Annotated in this window: 15 protein-coding genes; 9 read left to right on the top strand and 6 right to left on the bottom strand. The window is 43.3% G+C overall.

Annotated features, from left to right (window positions below):
- The first annotated feature begins 13 nt into the window (after positions 1-13).
- The 3 genes from M886_RS11660 to M886_RS11650 are packed head-to-tail and all read left to right on the top strand — an operon-like array spanning position 14 to position 2785.
- On the top strand, positions 14-262 hold the full coding sequence (locus tag M886_RS11660; protein WP_011035076.1) for a 4Fe-4S dicluster domain-containing protein: 249 nt from the start codon (positions 14-16) through the stop codon (positions 260-262).
- 19 nt (positions 263-281) lie between these two features.
- Complete coding sequence (locus M886_RS11655; RefSeq protein ID WP_015413115.1) at positions 282-1337, top strand: 3-methyl-2-oxobutanoate dehydrogenase subunit VorB; 1056 nt, start codon at positions 282-284, stop codon at positions 1335-1337.
- Positions 1338-1339: 2 nt separating this feature from the next.
- Positions 1340-2785, top strand: coding sequence for a 2-oxoacid:acceptor oxidoreductase family protein (locus M886_RS11650; protein ID WP_048041094.1), 1446 nt, complete (start codon positions 1340-1342; stop codon positions 2783-2785).
- A gap of 1831 nt (positions 2786-4616) precedes the next feature.
- On the opposite strand, the gene M886_RS11640 is transcribed toward M886_RS11650, so the two are convergent.
- From M886_RS11640 to M886_RS11630, 3 genes are all read right to left on the bottom strand, one after another.
- On the bottom strand, positions 4617-5789 hold the full coding sequence (locus M886_RS11640; RefSeq protein WP_048051215.1) for a type III PLP-dependent enzyme: 1173 nt from the start codon (positions 5787-5789) through the stop codon (positions 4617-4619).
- Between the two features lie 787 nt (positions 5790-6576).
- Positions 6577-7863 (bottom strand): APC family permease, encoded by a 1287-nt coding sequence (locus tag M886_RS11635; protein WP_048051214.1) that lies wholly within the window; start codon positions 7861-7863, stop codon positions 6577-6579.
- A gap of 295 nt (positions 7864-8158) precedes the next feature.
- Positions 8159-9340, bottom strand: coding sequence for an FprA family A-type flavoprotein (locus tag M886_RS11630; protein ID WP_048036353.1), 1182 nt, complete (start codon positions 9338-9340; stop codon positions 8159-8161).
- Positions 9341-9740: 400 nt separating this feature from the next.
- On the opposite strand from M886_RS11630, the gene M886_RS11625 reads away from it, so the two are divergent.
- The 6 genes from M886_RS11625 (at position 9741) to M886_RS11600 (ending at position 14510) form a co-directional block, all read left to right on the top strand.
- Complete coding sequence (locus M886_RS11625) at positions 9741-11261, top strand: glutamine synthetase family protein (RefSeq protein ID WP_015413120.1); 1521 nt, start codon at positions 9741-9743, stop codon at positions 11259-11261.
- Positions 11262-11595: 334 nt separating this feature from the next.
- Positions 11596-12447, top strand: a complete 852-nt coding sequence (locus M886_RS11620; protein ID WP_137726678.1) for an ion transporter — start codon at positions 11596-11598, stop codon at positions 12445-12447.
- Positions 12448-12573: 126 nt separating this feature from the next.
- Positions 12574-13467: a D-aminoacyl-tRNA deacylase gene (locus M886_RS11615; RefSeq protein WP_015413122.1), complete on the top strand. Its 894-nt coding sequence runs from the start codon at positions 12574-12576 to the stop codon at positions 13465-13467.
- 104 nt (positions 13468-13571) lie between these two features.
- Entirely contained in the window at positions 13572-13928 is a 357-nt protein-coding gene (locus tag M886_RS11610; RefSeq protein WP_015413123.1) for a DUF3147 family protein, read from the top strand.
- Positions 13919-14098, top strand: a complete 180-nt coding sequence (locus M886_RS11605) for a hypothetical protein (RefSeq protein ID WP_048036348.1) — start codon at positions 13919-13921, stop codon at positions 14096-14098. Before M886_RS11610 ends, M886_RS11605 begins: the two co-directional genes overlap by 10 nt.
- The gene (locus tag M886_RS11600; protein ID WP_011035087.1) at positions 14088-14510 is read left to right on the top strand and encodes a DUF3147 family protein; all 423 of its coding nucleotides are present in this window, start codon (positions 14088-14090) and stop codon (positions 14508-14510) included. The genes M886_RS11605 and M886_RS11600 overlap by 11 nt, the downstream gene beginning before the upstream one ends.
- A 170-nt stretch (positions 14511-14680) precedes the next feature.
- Here M886_RS11600 and M886_RS18915 read toward each other — a convergent pair whose 3' ends face one another.
- From M886_RS18915 to M886_RS11590, 3 genes are all read right to left on the bottom strand, one after another.
- Positions 14681-14842 (bottom strand): hypothetical protein, encoded by a 162-nt coding sequence (locus M886_RS18915; protein ID WP_015413125.1) that lies wholly within the window; start codon positions 14840-14842, stop codon positions 14681-14683.
- A 184-nt stretch (positions 14843-15026) separates the two neighbouring features.
- The gene (locus M886_RS11595; protein WP_011035089.1) at positions 15027-16448 is read right to left on the bottom strand and encodes an MATE family efflux transporter; all 1422 of its coding nucleotides are present in this window, start codon (positions 16446-16448) and stop codon (positions 15027-15029) included.
- A 24-nt stretch (positions 16449-16472) separates the two neighbouring features.
- On the bottom strand, positions 16473-16940 hold the full coding sequence (locus tag M886_RS11590) for a MarR family winged helix-turn-helix transcriptional regulator (RefSeq protein ID WP_011035090.1): 468 nt from the start codon (positions 16938-16940) through the stop codon (positions 16473-16475).
- Between the last annotated feature and the right edge of the window lie 362 nt (positions 16941-17302).

The raw sequence follows: 17302 nt of genomic DNA, 5'->3' as shown, positions 1-17302 counted from the left end.
GTGAGGATTCTATATGGCAAAAAATGATCGGAAAGAACCGTACCCTGTTATCAATATTCTGGAGTGCAAGGCATGTGGGCGCTGCCTTCTTGCCTGCCCCAAGGACGTACTTTTCATGAGTGAGAACCTGAATGCGCGGGGTTACCATTACATAGAGTATAAAGGAGAAGGCTGCTCAGGCTGTGCGAGCTGCTATTATACCTGCCCCGAGCCTCTGGCACTGGAAATCCATATTCCCCTGAAAAAGGAGGAAGCCGAATAAGGCAGAAGGAGGAAAAAAGATGGCAACACAACTCATAAAAGGCAACTCCGCAATAGTTGTTGGTGCACTTTATGCCGGATGCGACTGTTTCTTCGGATACCCCATCACTCCGGCAAGTGAGATTCTGCACGATGCTTCCAAATATTTCCCCATGATAGGAAGAAAATTCGTGCAGGCAGAGTCTGAGGAGGCTGCAATCAATATGGTCTACGGGGGAGCCTCAGCAGGCCACAGGGTAATGACATCTTCTTCAGGTCCGGGAATTAGCCTGATGCAGGAAGGTATCTCTTACCTTGCAGGTGCAGAACTTCCCTGCGTGGTTATAGATATTATGAGAGCAGGTCCCGGGCTTGGAAACATAGGGCCCGAACAGGCAGATTACAACCAGGTCGTGAAAGGTGGGGGGCACGGGAACTACAAAAACATCGTACTTGCCCCCAATTCCGTGCAGGAGATGTGCGACTTTACCATGAAAGCCTTCGAGCTTGCTTTCAAATACAGGAACCCTGCAGTTGTACTCGCTGACGGAGTTCTCGGACAGATGATCGAGTCTCTTGAGTTCCCGAAGAAAGCACTCAACCCGGAAATCGACACAAGCTGGGCAGTTAACGGCACAGCCGAAACAAGACCCAACCTGATAACCTCAATCTTCCTGGACTTTAATGAACTCGGAGCCTTCAATGAGAGGCTTCAGTCAAAGTACGAGCTGATAAAACAGAATGAGGTAGATTACGAAGAATACATGACCGAAGATGCCTCAATAGTGCTTGTTTCTTACGGGATAAGCAGCAGGATCTGCAGGTCGGCGGTTGACCTTGCAAGGCAGGAAGGAATCAGAGTCGGACTTTTCAGGCCAAAGACACTTTTCCCCTTCCCGGAGGCGCAGTTGAAAGCCCTCGCGGATAAAGGGTGCTCTTTTATCTCAGTGGAGATGAGCAACGGGCAGATGATAGACGACATCAGGCTTGCTATCGGCTGTTCAAGGCCTGTTGAACTGGTAAACCGTATGGGAGGAAATCTTATCACTCTCGACCAGATCATGGACAGGATAAGAAAGATTTCAGGGGAGGCATGAAAATGGCAGCAGAAATCATCAACGGAGAAAAGGTTATAAGGAAGCCAAATGCGCTGTATTCGGACTATCCCCGCAAAGGAGGGGCAGCCTCAACAGCCACCCACTATTGCCCTGGCTGCGGTCACGGGGTTTTGCATAAGCTCATTGCCGAGGCAATTGACGACCTCGGGATACAGGACAGGACAGTTATGATAAGCCCTGTGGGCTGTGCGGTCTTTGCTTATTATTACTTTGATACCGGCAACATCCAGGTAGCCCACGGGCGTGCCCCTGCAGTTGGTACAGGCGTCTCAAGGGCTGAAGAGAATGCTGTGGTTATATCCTACCAGGGTGACGGGGACCTTGCTTCAATCGGACTTAACGAGACCTTGCAGGCAGCAAACAGGGGAGAAAAGATTGCAGTCTTTTTCGTAAACAATACCGTTTACGGCATGACGGGCGGACAGATGGCTCCCACGACCCTGATAGGGGAAAAGACAACAACAACCCCTGAAGGCCGCGATCCCAGATTTGCAGGTTATCCCCTTCATATGTGCGAGCTTCTGGACAACCTGAAGGCTCCGGTTTTTATTGAAAGAGTTTCGGTCTCGGATATCTCCCACATTAGAAAAGCAAGAAAAGCCATTAGAAAAGCGCTTGAAGTCCAGCGCGATGGCAAAGGCTATGCTTTTGTAGAAGTCCTTGCAGCCTGCCCTACCAACCTCAGGATGGACGCAGAGCAGGCTGTCAGTTTCATAAACGAAGAGATGGAAAAGGAATTCCCTCTCAGGAATTTCAGGGACGATTTCGAATCAACCGAACCTCTTTACCGCGGGGTCAGCGATTTCACAACCGAATCCCTTGAGAAGCTTTACGGAATTGAAGCGGATGCCGGAGAAAAACCTGTCAGAGCTGACTTTGCCCCTATCCAGACCAAGATTGCAGGTTTCGGAGGGCAGGGGGTCCTGAGTATGGGCATTGTCCTTGCGCAGGCAGGGGTTAAAGCAAACCTCAACGCTTCCTGGTTCCCGTCCTACGGACCGGAACAGCGCGGAGGGACTTCAAATTGCTCGGTGGTGATTTCAGGACAGCCCATAGGCTCTCCTACGGTTTACACACCTGACATCCTTATAGCCATGAACCGCCCCTCTCTGGAAAGGTTCGAAGGAGCTGTAAGAAAAGGAGGCTTTATCCTTTATGACTCAACCATCGGGGAAGCCGAGACCCCTGAAGGTGTAAAAGCTGTTTCAGTCCCTGCAACCGAAAAAGCCAAAGAAGCGGGCGATGAAAGGGCTGCAAATTCGTTCATGCTCGGCGTATTGCTTGGCCTTAACGCAACAGGGCTTGAAGAAGAAGCCTTTAAAGGAGCTCTTGCCGAAAACTTTGCAGGCAAACCCAGAGTTATCGCTTTTAACCAGCAGATGCTCGAAGCCGGTGCAGAATGGGCAAGAGAGAACGTAAAAGTATAATCTGTCGGAAGACAGCAAGCAGAAATAATCAATAATTACAGAAAGGCAATAAATAACTACAGAGAAAGCAATAAATAACTCAGAACAGGCGGGAAAACTTCTGGCTCGCCTGTAATCTTTTTTTCACATTTCTTCCCATCCCATGCGCCCATGACTTATAGATACTTTAGTTGTATCTGCCTGTTGAAAGCCTTTATTCAGGCAATAAACTGAAGAAACATTAAAATAGTTGTGAAAAGTCGTATCTGGATAGAACGGCAAAACAGTCATTACCTCTCCAGCTAGATTTTGCCGTTCTCCAACCATATTCTGTAATATGCTTATTGAATCATCTTCTGTGATCTGTTTTTGACTTTTTTATGATACGTTTTTTGACTTTTCTTTTATTATCTGTTTTGAATTATAATCTGATTTTGAATTATCTTCTATGATCCTTTTTTGATTATTTTCCGTGATACGCTTTTCAGGTCTTCCCTGATAGTTTTTGGCTGCATTTTTTACATAGCAGGATTTCAAAGAAGTAACTGAAAAGGAAATTATAACTGGCGGGAAGACTGATCGAATAAAGTAAGAGATTTAGGAACGCTCATAAGGTTTATTTAAAATAAAGACATTATAAAAAACAGAAAGTTTCCCTCAAAATTAATTTAGAAGTAGTTATATCAGAGCGAGAATTAGCAGTTATATACAGGGATTTATTGAAGATTAATAAAGATCAGGTTTAATTTTTATTCAGTTTAGAAGTAGATGGTAGGGGTCGAGTCCCTATTCTCGAGGTCCCTACCTGCGATCCAACCCGAGATTGAGAGGAAACCCTATACTCTCAATCTACGCACTTTTCATAATGCTATCGAGATATATATCATAATCGATTCAAAAAAGTGTTAGTAACATAAAATTCATCTGAATTTCATGATTTTTCCAGAATTGAAAGTTTCAATGATATTAAAATATTTTTCTTAATAAAATATAAAATTGAAAGAATAGTACAGATTTTTGAAATGATGTGCTGTCATAAAGCTTATCAAAAATAGAACAGTATAAAAAAAAGTAATAATCAAGCTTAACATTAGTTTGAAAATAACTGATTTAGAAGCAGATGGGCAGGGGTCGAGTCCCTATTCTCGAGGTCCCTACCCGCGATCCAACCCGAGATTGAGAGGAAACCCTATTACTCTCAATCTACATCCGTTTTATAATCATGTAGACATATATATCATCACCGATTAAAAATATCCATGATGATAGATTTTTTTAATCCAATCAAAAATTTATTTCCGGTAAAAATATTTAATAGCAAAAAAATCAAATGAATAAATGAAATGGATATTCTATTATTTTGTTAAAAAAGTTGAAGGAAAAAGTTAAGAACGAAAATGTAAAAAGCCCGGTATATAAGTGAAAATGAAAAAAATATACGGATTTTTGTTTTCTGGTTTTCCTGGCATGAAAGTACTTCCGACTTTCATTTTTTGCGCCTGTTATCGAAGAATTTCATTTTTTTTGTTTTTTTTACTTGAGGATAAATGCCATTCATAGTGAATAGGGGTCTTTTTCGCCAGACCCCTAAGATGATCCAACCCCGCAAGATTGAGAGAAAATGCGTTTGCTCCCAACCTGTGCGTACACTATAACAGCATAAAAATATATATCATAACCGATTCAAAAAATAATTTGCCATCTAAAGATTTTATCTCAACATATATTTTGCTCGGTTTAAAACATTTAACAGGACATAAATATACTTCAAAAGAAGTATAGTAGTAAAATAAGGAAAAATTTCAGACAGGAATAGCCATTTCAAAATAGAAAATAAAAGGGCAGATGCCCTTTAGATAACATAGGCTTTCAAGGGCGGGAAGCCGTTAAAACAGATGGAGCTATAACTCTGGGTATAGGCTCCGGTAGTGAAAATATACACTCTGTTGCCGTCTCTCATGGTGTGGGGAAAAGAATACTTATGGTGCTCGTAAAGAATATCCATGCTGTCGCATGTCGGACCTGCAAGTATAACCTCTTCTGCACATCCTTTCTTATCACAGAAAATTGGATATTTGATGCATTCGTCAAGGGTTTCGATGAGGCCGCCAAACTTTCCTATGTCAAGGTAAACCCATTTGTACTGGTTAAACCTTGCCTTCTTTGCGATCATAATGACTTCACTTACGATTATGCCCGCATCGGCAACCAGAGACCTGCCCGGTTCGATAAGAATTTCAGGAAGCTCTTCCCCGAAGTCTTCATGCAAAAAGCGGCGGATTTCATGTGCATATGTTTCAAGATCATGCGCCTGAGACTGGTATTTTGCAGGGAAGCCTCCACCGAGGTTGATCATTTTCAGATGGATTCCTTTTTCAGCTACTGCCTCAAAGAGATATTTACACTTGGCAATTGCATTGTCCCACTGTCCTATATCCCTCTGCTGGGAGCCTACATGGAAGGAAAGGCCGTAAGGTTCAAGCCCGAGCTTTTCAGCTTTTAAAATCAATTTATATATCAGGTCAGGATGGGAGCCGAATTTTCTGGAAAGGGGCCAGTCAGCACCATCGCTTTCCGTAAGAATCCTGAAAAAGACTCTGGAACCTGGAGCTCTTCTGGCTAATTTTCTCAAATCACTTTCGGAATCCGTAACAAAGAGCCTTACTCCATTATCATAGGCATAAGCTATGTCTTTTTCTTTTTTTATTGTATTCCCGTAACTTATCCTCTCAGGTTCCACCCCGAGCCTTATCAACTGGTCAAGCTCGTAAATGGTCGCCACATCAAAATTGGAACCTTTTCTTTTCAGGGTAAGCACTACCTTATCTAAAGGATTCGCCTTAACAGCATAATGTATTTTTGCAAAAGGCATGTGCTCTACAAGTTCGTCGTAGCTTCGTTCGATCTTTTGAAGGTCGACGATCAAAAACGGTGTTTCTTTATCCCGCGAGAATTTTTTGATTTTATTAAATTCCTCTCTTGAGATGTAATCATCCAGCGGGAACTCATAAGGCTCTTTTCTCATATCTACTCCCTTTTTAACCTGATTAACTTGTAAGCAAAACTGACAATAATTATGATTTATATTTAGGCAGTTCTGTTTATAAATTTTTAGTATATTACGGATTCATTCTGGTTACGGGATTTATAATAAATAATATAGATAATCCCTGAAATAAAACGAATCAAATAGGGTTTTAGGTATATAAAACTAATTCTTGTTGAATATACAGACTCAAAAACATCCAAAATCTAAAAATATTCAATATAAATCGTCAGATTTTGTAGAAAAGTGTAATTAAGTTTTATTAATTAATTAAAGCTACAAATAAGCTTTATTATCCTATTAAAAGCATTTAAAGCAAATATATTGGCATAAAACCTCTCAGAAACGCTGATCTTTTCTGAGAAAATAGACCTGCAGTTTAAACATGTAAAAAAGGGCTGTAACAGAGGAATGAGCAAATAAAGCCTGCTTAAAGGAATAAATACATATTTGAGCAATATTAAGCCATAAAAACAATAAAAAACCAGAAAAAACGCTGTTTACTATTTATTTTATTTATAGATGTTCATGCAAACTTTTGAATTATTTTGAATCAATATGCAGAATTAAGAATAAGAGAATTAAAATTAAGATCACATACTAATAAGAGAATTAAAATTACGATAATAATGGGAAAACTAAAATTACGATAATAATAGAAAAACTAAAATTACGATAATAATAGAAAAACTAAAATTACGATAATAATAGAAAAACTAAAATTAAGATCATATTTTTAAAAATTCGGACTTCCATAGTCCCGGTTTCAGAGTCTGGGAGGGCTTTTTCGGGTTCTTATCAGGACAATTATGAACCCCACCACCATAAGGAAAAAACCATAAGCCATAATCTCGAGGCTGATCTGGGAGAAAAGAAAAACAGCAGATAATGCGCCGAGTGATGGGAAGAGCGGCAAACGCCCTATGCTGACAGGGACCCTGAAAGGACGATGTCTTTCCGGCTCTGCATAACGGAGTTTTATCAGGGAGGCATTGACCATAAAAAAGACTATGAAGATCATAAAATTAGCAATATTTGCTACGGTTGTTATATCTCCCAGAAGGACAAAAAAACCCGAGATAAAGGCAATTCCGAAAATTGCGGCCCAGGGGGTTCTGAAGCGGGGATGTACGCGTGCAAGGGCTCTGGGAAAAGATCCTGCATCTGCCATCCCGTAGACAATCCTTGACCCTCCGAGCATGACCACAAGTACGGTATTCATTGTGGAAAAAAGAGCTATCCAGGACAGAAGGACAAAAGCGTCATTTCCGAAAGCTACAGCCGCGACATCCGCAAGCGGCACTTCCGAGAGCCCTAACACGCGGAAATCGAGGACACTTACGGAAGCTATGGCCACACAGACATAGAGGAAAACCGTAACTGATATCGCGATAATCAGGGCTCTTGGGGTTGTTTTCTCTGCATTTTTTGTTTCCTGGGACAGCCTGACGATATCCTCAAAACCGAGAAATGCAAAAAAAATCAGGGCAGAAGCTTCAAACAGCCCTGCGAGGTCCGGAGCCTCAAAATAATTTACTGTCCCGATATAAGGGAACCCTGCATAAACAATCACCAGAAGACCGGTAAGTTCTATCAGGCTGATAAAAACAGCCAGCCGGGCAGATTCCTTGACACCGTAGACCATGACAAGGCTGAGGAAAAGAAAAAGGCCAGCTACCCCGACCAGACTGCTAGCTCCGAAAAGGCTGCTGAAATACCTCCCAAACCCGAGAGCAACAGCAGAACTTGTGATTGTCACATAATAGACCACAAGGAGCCCGGCAAAAAGTCCTGTGCGTTCTCCAAAAGCTCTTTTTACAAACTCATACTCTGCTCCCGCCCGCGGATACATGGATGATAGTTCCATGTAGCTGAAAGCGGAAAGTGCGGCAGTGACACCAGCAAACAGAAAAGAGAACCAGACAAAATTGCCCGCAAGACCGGCAGCTTTTCCCATAAGCACGTAAATTCCGGCTCCGAGAATATTGCCAATTCCGGTTAGAGTAATCTCAACCAAACTCAGGTCTCTTTTTAAATCGGATTTTTCTTCCATAATAAGCTCCCTGCTTACATCACAGAAAAAAACGTTTAGAGAACTGGTTTTGAGAGGAAAAACATATTTTTAATTTATTCCAGGAAAATGCACGGGCTGAGAGCATTGTGTCTTTAGGGAGGCTTTCTGGAGCCGAGTTTAATACGTCACATTACTGACACTTGAAGATATTCCCGAAAAATTAAAATTGCTGTTTTTAGGCAAAATGACACCCGGTAATACCGGAGCTCTCAGCGCTGTTTTCTCATGCAGTTTCGCAGGAATGTCAGGTCTGTACAGTCTTAAAAGTATACTTTTAAGCTTTCATTTTTTGAGCAAGTTGCCTGCCTATCTCTTCTATTTTCTTTAGGTCTTCCTCTTTCGCCCTGCCCTTAACCTGGTGCGTACCAACAACTTCCATACTCGAAGGGGTCAGGATATCTCCTGCCTGTCTCAATGCTCCTCCTCCCCAGCCGAATGACCCCAGGACAACTCCGTATTTAGCCGGAGGTTTGAGCGCTTTTACCAGGTAAGCACCGTACAGGGCAAGCGGGTGCATTCCTGCAAGCACTGTAGGAGTCCCCAGTATAATGGCTCTTGAGTCTACAAGCTCTCTGGCAACATCCCCCAGGTCTGAGGCCGCAAGGTCATACATCCTTACATCAACTCCTTCTTTAAGAAGAGTTTCTGCAATTGCATTTACCATCTCTTTTGTTGAGCCCCACATGCTTATGTAGACAACAAGGGCTTTATTTTCAGTTTCTCCAGCAGTCCATTTTCTGTAGGGCTCAAGTATCCTCTCTGGATTCTTATATATCGGCCCGTGGCTTGGAGCTATAATGTCAATCTCGAGGTCCTTTATTTTTTCAAGAGCCTTTGCCCCCATTTTATTGAAGGGCATCATTATTTCCCCGTAATAGCGTTTTGCCAGGGGGATAAGGTCTTCCAGGTCGTCGTCATAAACTCCCTGGGCAGTATGAGCTCCGAAAAAGTCACATGGGAAAAGTACTCTTTCTTCCGGCAGATATGTAAACATGGTTTCCGGCCAGTGGAGCCAGGGCGCTTCTATGAAGCGGAGAGTCTTCCCGCCCAGGTCAATGCTGTCCCCTTCGGCAACAACCTTTATGCGATCTTCAGGAAGCTCATGATAAAGGCCTGCCATCTTTATTCCCCTTTCAGTCGCGACAAGTATGGAGTCAGGAGCCTTATCCATAATATAACGAATCGCACTGGAATGGTCAGGCTCGGCATGGTTCATGACCAGGTAGTCAAGCTTTTCCAGGTCGGAAACAAGGTTTATTTTTTGTTCGAACTCCTCTTCAAATCCCGGGTTTACGGTATCTATGAGGGCTGTTTTCTTTTCTCCTTTTACAAGGTAAGCGTTATAGCTTGTCCCCTGAGGCAGAGGAATCAGAGCGTCAAACATCCTGCGGTTCCAGTCCTTTGCCCCAACCCAGAATACGTTCCGGGCTATTTCCGGAATATTATAATTTTTCATATTTTTCATCCCCGTTACAGTGCCGGCTAAATAAGCATGAATGAATTAAAGGCCTGAATATAGCTTTTTCATCCGACAGCTTTTATAATCAGTCTATATGTATTCGTCCAATATATGTATTAGCTGTGACCGTCTGATGCATGCACAGGCAATTTTCTAAAAAAGATAATGTATGGAGAAACAGGAAACATACAGTCTATTAATGCCTTTTTTCAGGACGCAGCTTTTCAGAAAAACCGGGGGGAAAGAAAAGCTTATATAGACAGCAGTAAGTTATCTTCTTCCTAGCAGGCCATAATTCACAAATTTATGATTAATGTGGGTACACTGGAGCCTGAAATATTCAGTATTGAATTGAGGCTTTGATACTCGAATATACAACCATAAAGAAGGGATATTTATGAAAACATCATCAGTAGAACTGAATCCAAACAGACTGGTACAGTACCTTAAAAAGCCAGCAAGTGAATTCACCAAAGATGACATCATCAAATTCGTCAAAGATAACGGTATTAAGATGCTGACCTTCCGCTACGTTGGCGGAGATGGCAGGCTCAAAGCCCTCAGCTTCATCATCAGGAACGAGGAACACCTCGACAATGTGCTTTCTACCGGAGAAAGAGTGGACGGCTCAAGCCTTTTCAAATACATAGAAGCCGACTCAAGCGACCTTTATGTTGTCCCGAAATACCGCACTGCTTTTGTAAACCCGTTTGAGGAAATCCCGACCCTTGACCTTCTCTGTTCCTACTTCGACAAGGACGGAAACCCTCTTGCAAGCTCTGCTGAAAACATCATGAAGAAAGCTCATGCTGTTCTGAAGGAAGAGACCGGGTACGAGTTAAACGCAATGGCTGAACTCGAATACTACATCATCAGCGACAAAGAAATGATTGACACCGACTTTCCTGCAATTGACCAGAGAGGATACCACGAGGCAGGTCCCTTCACCAAGTTCGACCAGCTCAGGAAAGATGCCATGCTCGCAATTGCCGAAGCCGGCGGAACAATCAAATACGGACACTCCGAAGTCGGAAACTTTACCGATGACAAGTATTACTATGAGCAGAATGAAATCGAGTTTGAAACAACAAGCCTCGAAGACGCTGCTGACCGCCTGCTCATCGGGAAATGGATTCTCAGGATGCTTGCAGCTCAGTACGGTGTTTCAGTCAGCTACGCCCCCAAGATCACTGTCGGAAAGGCAGGAAGCGGGCTCCACATCCACATGAAGCTCCTGAAAGACGGCAAGACCGCAACAGTCGAAAATGGCGGAAAGCTCACAGATGCCGCAAAGAAGGCCATCGTTGGATGCCTTGACATTGCCGGTTCAATCACTGCTTTTGGAAACACAATTCCTACCTCCTACCTGCGCCTTGTGCCTCACCAGGAAGCACCAACCAACATCTGCTGGGGAGACAGGAACCGTTCCGCACTTATCCGTGTGCCTCTCGGCTGGTCCGGAGAAGCCAGCAAGATGATCACCATTGCAAACCCGAACTACAGCGAAGAACTCAAAGAACACTACTACAAACAGACTTATGAGTTCCGTGCTGCAGACGGTTCTGCTGACATCTACCTCCTCCTCACCGGTCTCTGTGTAGGTACCCGCCACGGGCTCCAGATGGACAACTCCCTTGAGCTAGCAGATAAGCTCTACATCAACGTGAACATCTTCAAAGAAGAGCACAAAGACAGGCTTGCCCAGCTTGAGCACCTGCCTGCTTCCTGCTACGAGTCCGCCCAGGCTCTTAAGAAACAGAAAGATATCTTCATGCAGTATGATGTCTTTACCGAGGGTATGCTTGACGGAATTATCAGCAACCTTGAATCCTACAACGACTACCAGCTGAGCGAGAAACTCTACGGCAAGAATGAAGAGATCAGGAAGCTTGTGGACAACTACATCCACATTGGCTGAGCTCGATAACGGCAACTTTTAAAAACCGTTTTCTTTTTTTCACGAGAAAAGCAGGGCTCTGCCTGTCAGAAAGCAGGCCCTGCAAAAACGAATTTCCTCCTTATTTTTGCGGCACTCAGCTGCCCTGTGAACCGGGCATAATAGCTTTCCTGAACCATTCCGTTTCAATGCAAATAACAAGCACTGAAGCCACTTTAAGAAATACTTATTACTCTTCGAAACATATGTGAGCGTAATCATTTTAGAGAAGATGATTTCATAAAGGTAATTACTTTATAAATGTATATTCAAAAACCTGAATTGCGTATCAAATTCCTGCTGCGTGGATGTTAACATGGCTGGATCAGTGAAAAAAAGCCCACAAAATAAGCCGCCTGATGATGACTGGAGAAATACACTATATACGATAATATTTGAAGCAGACACACCTGCAGGAAAGAGATTTGACGAAATCCTGATAGTTACCATCCTGCTCAGCGTCATTGTTGTCATGCTGGATAGTGTAAAGGAGATTGCGGCGTCCTATGGCGATCTTTTCTATTCCCTTGAATGGATTTTCACAATAATGTTTACCGTGGAATATCTTCTACGCCTGGTCTGTGTCGGCAGGCCGGTGCGGTACGCCACAAGTTTTTTTGGGATAATAGACCTGATAGCAATCCTCCCTGCGTATTTCAGCCTGCTTTTGCCAGGGAGCGAATACCTTCTGGTAATCCGGAGTTTACGGTTGCTCAGGATTTTCAGGGTGCTCAAACTTGTTCAGTACCTTGGGGAAGCTGACTTATTGATAAGAGCCTTACGCGCAAGCCGGAGAAAAATAACCCTGTTCCTTTTTACTGTTTTGAATCTGGTGGTAATACTCGGTTCCCTGATGTACGTTATCGAAGGCGGAAAGAATGGGTTTACAAGCATACCAACGAGCGTTTACTGGGCAGTTATAACACTTACAACGGTCGGATACGGAGACATAGTCCCCGAAACAGGCCTTGGACAGGCGGTTGCTTCTGTTGTTATGATAACAGGTTACAGCATCATAGCAGTCCCGACAGGTATCATCACGTCCGAGATTTCTTATGCAAGCAGGTACACCAAAGGAAGGGTGTGCCAGAACTGCAGTTTTGAAGGGCATGAAAGTGATGCGAAATTCTGCAAACGCTGTGGAGCAGAACTGGAGATACGCTCGTGAAACTTCAGGGTTGGCTTTATCTATCTTTACGAATTCTAAAGGCAATTGTTTCTGAACAAAAATCCAGAATAGATACAGAATAATTTGATACAGAATAAATTCAGAAGGAACCGGACTGATCCGACAATGACAGATATAATCCCAGAAAATGTTAATAATTCAAAAATCACCATAATCTGTTCTGCCCCAGACCTTGCCAGCCAGAACATCAAAAATCACCTTTTGAACCTGACCGAATGGAAAAACCTGGAACTACCGCCGGAGTCCGGATTTTCGGCAGCCAGAGAATCAATAGACGGAAAATTCAGACTTGTGGACATAGAAGAGATTCATGTATTTCAGGACGGGCTTGACAGAAAGCTTGAAGCTGCAGGTCTGCCGGCTTCCCTGATAATTTTTGCCTCCAAGCACAGGAGCAAAGAAGAAATTAATTCTCTCACCGTACACTGCACAGGAAACCCTTCAGGAGAAGCAAGGCTTGGGGGTCACCCTAAAGAGCTTGCAGTCTCTTCACCTGCTGCTATGAAGTCGATCCTGAGCGGGATGAAAAAGCTTGCAGGAGAGAAAGGGCTGAAGTATGATGTAACCCTTGAAGTGACCCACCACGGCCCGACAGAACTCTCTGTCCCATCAATTTATGCCGAGATAGGCAGCACTGAGAAGCAGTGGGAAGACCCTGACGCAGGAGAGGTGGCAGCAAAATCCATACTTGCAGTTTCCCTTGAAAAAGTTCCTGTCGCAGTTGGGTTCGGGGGAGGGCATTATGCCATGCGCCAGACCGGGCTTTTGCTTGAAACAAAAATTTCTTTCGGGCACAATTTCCCAAAATACCAGTTAGAATTCGTGGACGAAGCCCTTGTAAGGCAGGCTGTTGAAAAATCCGGTGCCGAATTTGCTTATTTTGATAGGAAATCCATGAAAAGCGAAGACAGGAAAAAGATCTCTGAAATTCTTGAGAAGCTCGGTCTCAGGGTATTGAAGGAATCGGAAATCCGGGAAAATTACGGGCTTGATGATTAAGGCTTGATAATTAAGGCTTGATAATTAAGGCTTGATAATTAAGGCTTGATGATTAAAATCCACCGTTATAAATAGATAACTTTTCAGTGACAGGTCGGGACTTAATGCTCATTACTGGTATCTCTCCCATTATTCTCCGTTTTCTTTTTGGCGGAACTGCGGTTGTGGCTTCAAGGCTGGTTGCCCGGAGTTTCGGAGGCAGGCTTGGAGGCGTTTTTGCGGCTTTTCCTGCGGTTTACCTTGCAGCGGTTGCGGGCCTGAGCATGGAATACGAAGGCAGTGAATTGCTTTCAGTTTCCGAGCAGCTTTCCAGAGGGGCACTTGTGGGAATGTCGGCAGATATATGCTGTGCCCTCGCAGCCAGCTATTTAATACTAAAATACGGATGGAAAACAGGCCTGAGCCTCTCTCTCCTCTTCTGGGCTGTGCTCGCCCCGGTTATTTATTTTACATGGTTCTGATTCTGAACAAAATCAAACCGAATGCCGGAAAAAAAACGTTAACGGATAAAAGAAAAAAATCAGACAAACTAAATTTAGAAAAGCCAGGTTTAGAAAAACCAGATTTAGAAAAACTAAAATCAGACAAACTAAAATCAGATTCATTCAGGAGTATTTTTAATGGAACTTGATCTTCGGGATCTCGGCATAAGGTTTGTTTTTGGGGGCACGGCTGTTGCTGCCTGTTACATCCTGCTTCAGCACCTTCCCTCAAAATCCTTTGCAGGGGTCTTTGCCGCATTTCCGGCTGTAATGGCTGCAGCCGTAATTATGGCAGGCCACTTCGGGAGTTCCGAACAGGCATCGGATATTGCTCTCGGAGCCAGCGCAGGGATGATCGGCTGTGCTGTTTGCGTGCTTACGGCTACTTTTTGTATGGAACACCTGAATCTCTGGGGTTTATCCCTGGAGATCGCACTTATTGCCTGGTTTTTCAGTTCTTATGCAGCAATTACATTGATGCAGGTATTCTCGAAAAAGGAAAAAGAAAAAGAAACAGCAGGTAAAAGGAATTTTAAGATTCAGGCTTCAGAAAAGCCTTAATATTTTAGTTTGATCCAAACTCTGGCTCAATTTTTTGTACTCAGTTTCTTATACTCAATTCTTATACTCAATTTCTTAACTTAATTTCGTCCAATAATTCTTATCACTCAAATTTTTCCAGTTAATTTCTTCCAAAATCCCTGCAATTTCTTTTTTCTCTATTTCTCTGATTATTGTTTTATTTTCATCGGCTCCCCGCAACATGTTATGTTGCCGATACAGCAGGCATCGGTCGAACAGCAGGCTTCCCCACATGCATTTACAACTTTGAGCTCAAACCCGCACCCTTCACAGACAAGAACCTGACCCTCTTTCAATTCGCTGCAGTTCATTCGTGTCACCTCAATTTGATTGATGTAAAAAAGTATGTAACTCAGGTTCAAACTGCTTTTGAAACAGTGATTCTGAACATTGTTCCATGAAGGCGGAGATTCTTTAGCTGTGCCTGAAAAAATAAGAGGGAAAGAAGAGGAAGGAAAAGGCAGAAACCTTTCCTTCTTTCACGGTTTATCTTTTTCAGCGATCCAGACTTGATTCAACCCCTCTGGAAACTGCCAGTTCTTTAGCAGCGGTAATTCCCGGAGAGCCCGGATGTTCTTTAAAAATCCTGTATATTCTGAGCAGCAGGTATCCTGAGAGCAAAAACGACAGAACATCCGAGATCGGGTAAGCTGCCCAGACTCCGTCCAGCTCGTAAAAGCCAGGAAGGATGACAACAAGCGGGATCAGGAAAAGAATCTGCCTGCTGAGAGAGAGGAGGAAAGACGGTCTGGCTTTTCCAAGCGCCTGGAAAACCGTCATAGAGACCACGTTCAATCCTACCAGAGGCATCCCGAGAAGCATGATCTTTACAGCGTGTGTCCCGACATCGAGGTACTGCGGATCTGCACTGAAAAGCCCGAGAATCTGTTCCGTGAAGAAATAAATGACAAGCAGGCCAAATGTCCCAAATGCCGTGGTTGCCATAAGAGTCAGTTTTATGGCTCTAGCTATCCTTCCAAACTGCTTTGCTCCGTAATTATACCCTACGATTGGCTGCAGGCCAAAGGACATGCCAAGAAGCGGCAGGAAGATGAAGGAATTGACCTTGATTATTACGCCAAAAACAGCGACTGCAACATCTCCTCCATAGGTTGCAAGGGCGTTGTATACGAAGATCATCATAATACTGCTCGATATCTGCATGACAAAAGAGCCGACTCCTATGGACCCGATATCTTTTATAATTTTAATGTCAGGTTTCAGGTATCTGGATTTAAAATGCACAGCTCCTTTTCCTTTAAGGCAGTACTGAAGCAGCCAGATAGAGCTCACTACCTGAGACAGTACGGTTGCAATTGCAGCTCCCTTCACACCCATATCTAAGCCGAACATAAAGACAGGGTCAAGGATAATATTGAGGCCCGCTCCTATAAGCATTACATTCATTGCAAGGCGGGCATTTCCTTCGGCTCTGACAATATTCTGAACAGCCACTCCGAAGACAAAGAAAACCGCTCCTAAAATTATGTATTCAAGGTATTCCCTGGCATAGGGCATGATGCCTGGAGTTGCACCGAAGATTTCCAGAATTGTATCCAGGAAAAGAAGGTAGGGAATAGCAATAATTATGCTGAGGATCAGGCTAAGGGAAAAAACGTTTCCCAGAGTTTTCTCGGCTTTTTCTAACTCTTTTGCTCCGAGGGCTCGCGAGATTATCGAAGACCCTCCTGTCCCGAGAACAACCCCGAAGGCCATGATTATCATCTGGATCGGGAAAGCTATCGACAGCCCGCCTATAGCCTGGACACTGTCTGCCCCATATACCTGCCCCACGAAAAATGTATCCACAACATTATAGAGAGCCTGAACTAACATTCCGACTATTACAGGAGCCGAAAGCTTGAACAGGAGCTTCCCTATACTCTCTTTTCCCAGAAATTCACTTTTTTGTTCCATATTTTATGCGCTTCCATATCGTTTTTATTTCGCATCACACTGCTTTTCCTGACACCTCTGTTCGATTCCTGATCCGCAGAGTTTAACCGAAGCTTTGTGGACAAGCAGCCTGAAATTTTCTTTTTCTTCGTGTGTGAAATCTGAAAGAAGAGTATCAACGAAAGAATTCAGCTTTTCAAGAATTATATCTCTCATTTCCTTCCCTTTTTCAGTAAGGTAAACCCTGTAAGCACGGAGATCGTTTTCATCTTTTTGCCTGTAAACATACCCCTCTTTTTCCAGGCTCTGAATCGCCCTGGTGCTTGTGGCTTTGCTTATTTTCAGTATTTTCGCAAGGGCTTCCTGAGAAATGCCGTCCTTCCGGTACAGGACCATCAGGAAATCAAATTGTCCGCTCCCAATCCCGTAATCTTCAAGTTCCTTTGCCATATAAGCAAGGTGGCTCCGGTAGATGTGGGCGATCGGGCCGCAGATCTCTCTTGGGTCTTCCATGAGTTATCCTCCGTTTTATAAGCTTGGAGGCTTGTTTTAAGATAAAATAGTTTAACAGGTAATTTTATAGAGATTAATATAATAGTTACATGTGAAACTATATTCTTGCCCTCTGTAAGGGTTTGTTATATATAATGGTTATGGAAGAATGCCAGATAAGAAGAGTAATTATGCAGAATATGAAGTCAGGAGTTATAGAAATAAGACCGGATAATCCTCAACCTTAGTAAAAAATAGGTCTATTTCTTCTGGAGTATTTTTTACACAGTGAGCGCCAAAATCGAAAAAGCAATACATTTATATACCAATCTTGAAGCTCTTTTCCGGATTTTTGTAGATATGAATAAAATAAAAACTAACGG

This window comes from Methanosarcina soligelidi, assembly GCF_000744315.1.
Classification (GTDB): domain Archaea; phylum Halobacteriota; class Methanosarcinia; order Methanosarcinales; family Methanosarcinaceae; genus Methanosarcina; species Methanosarcina mazei.
This window is presented reverse-complemented; position numbering and strand designations above follow the sequence as displayed.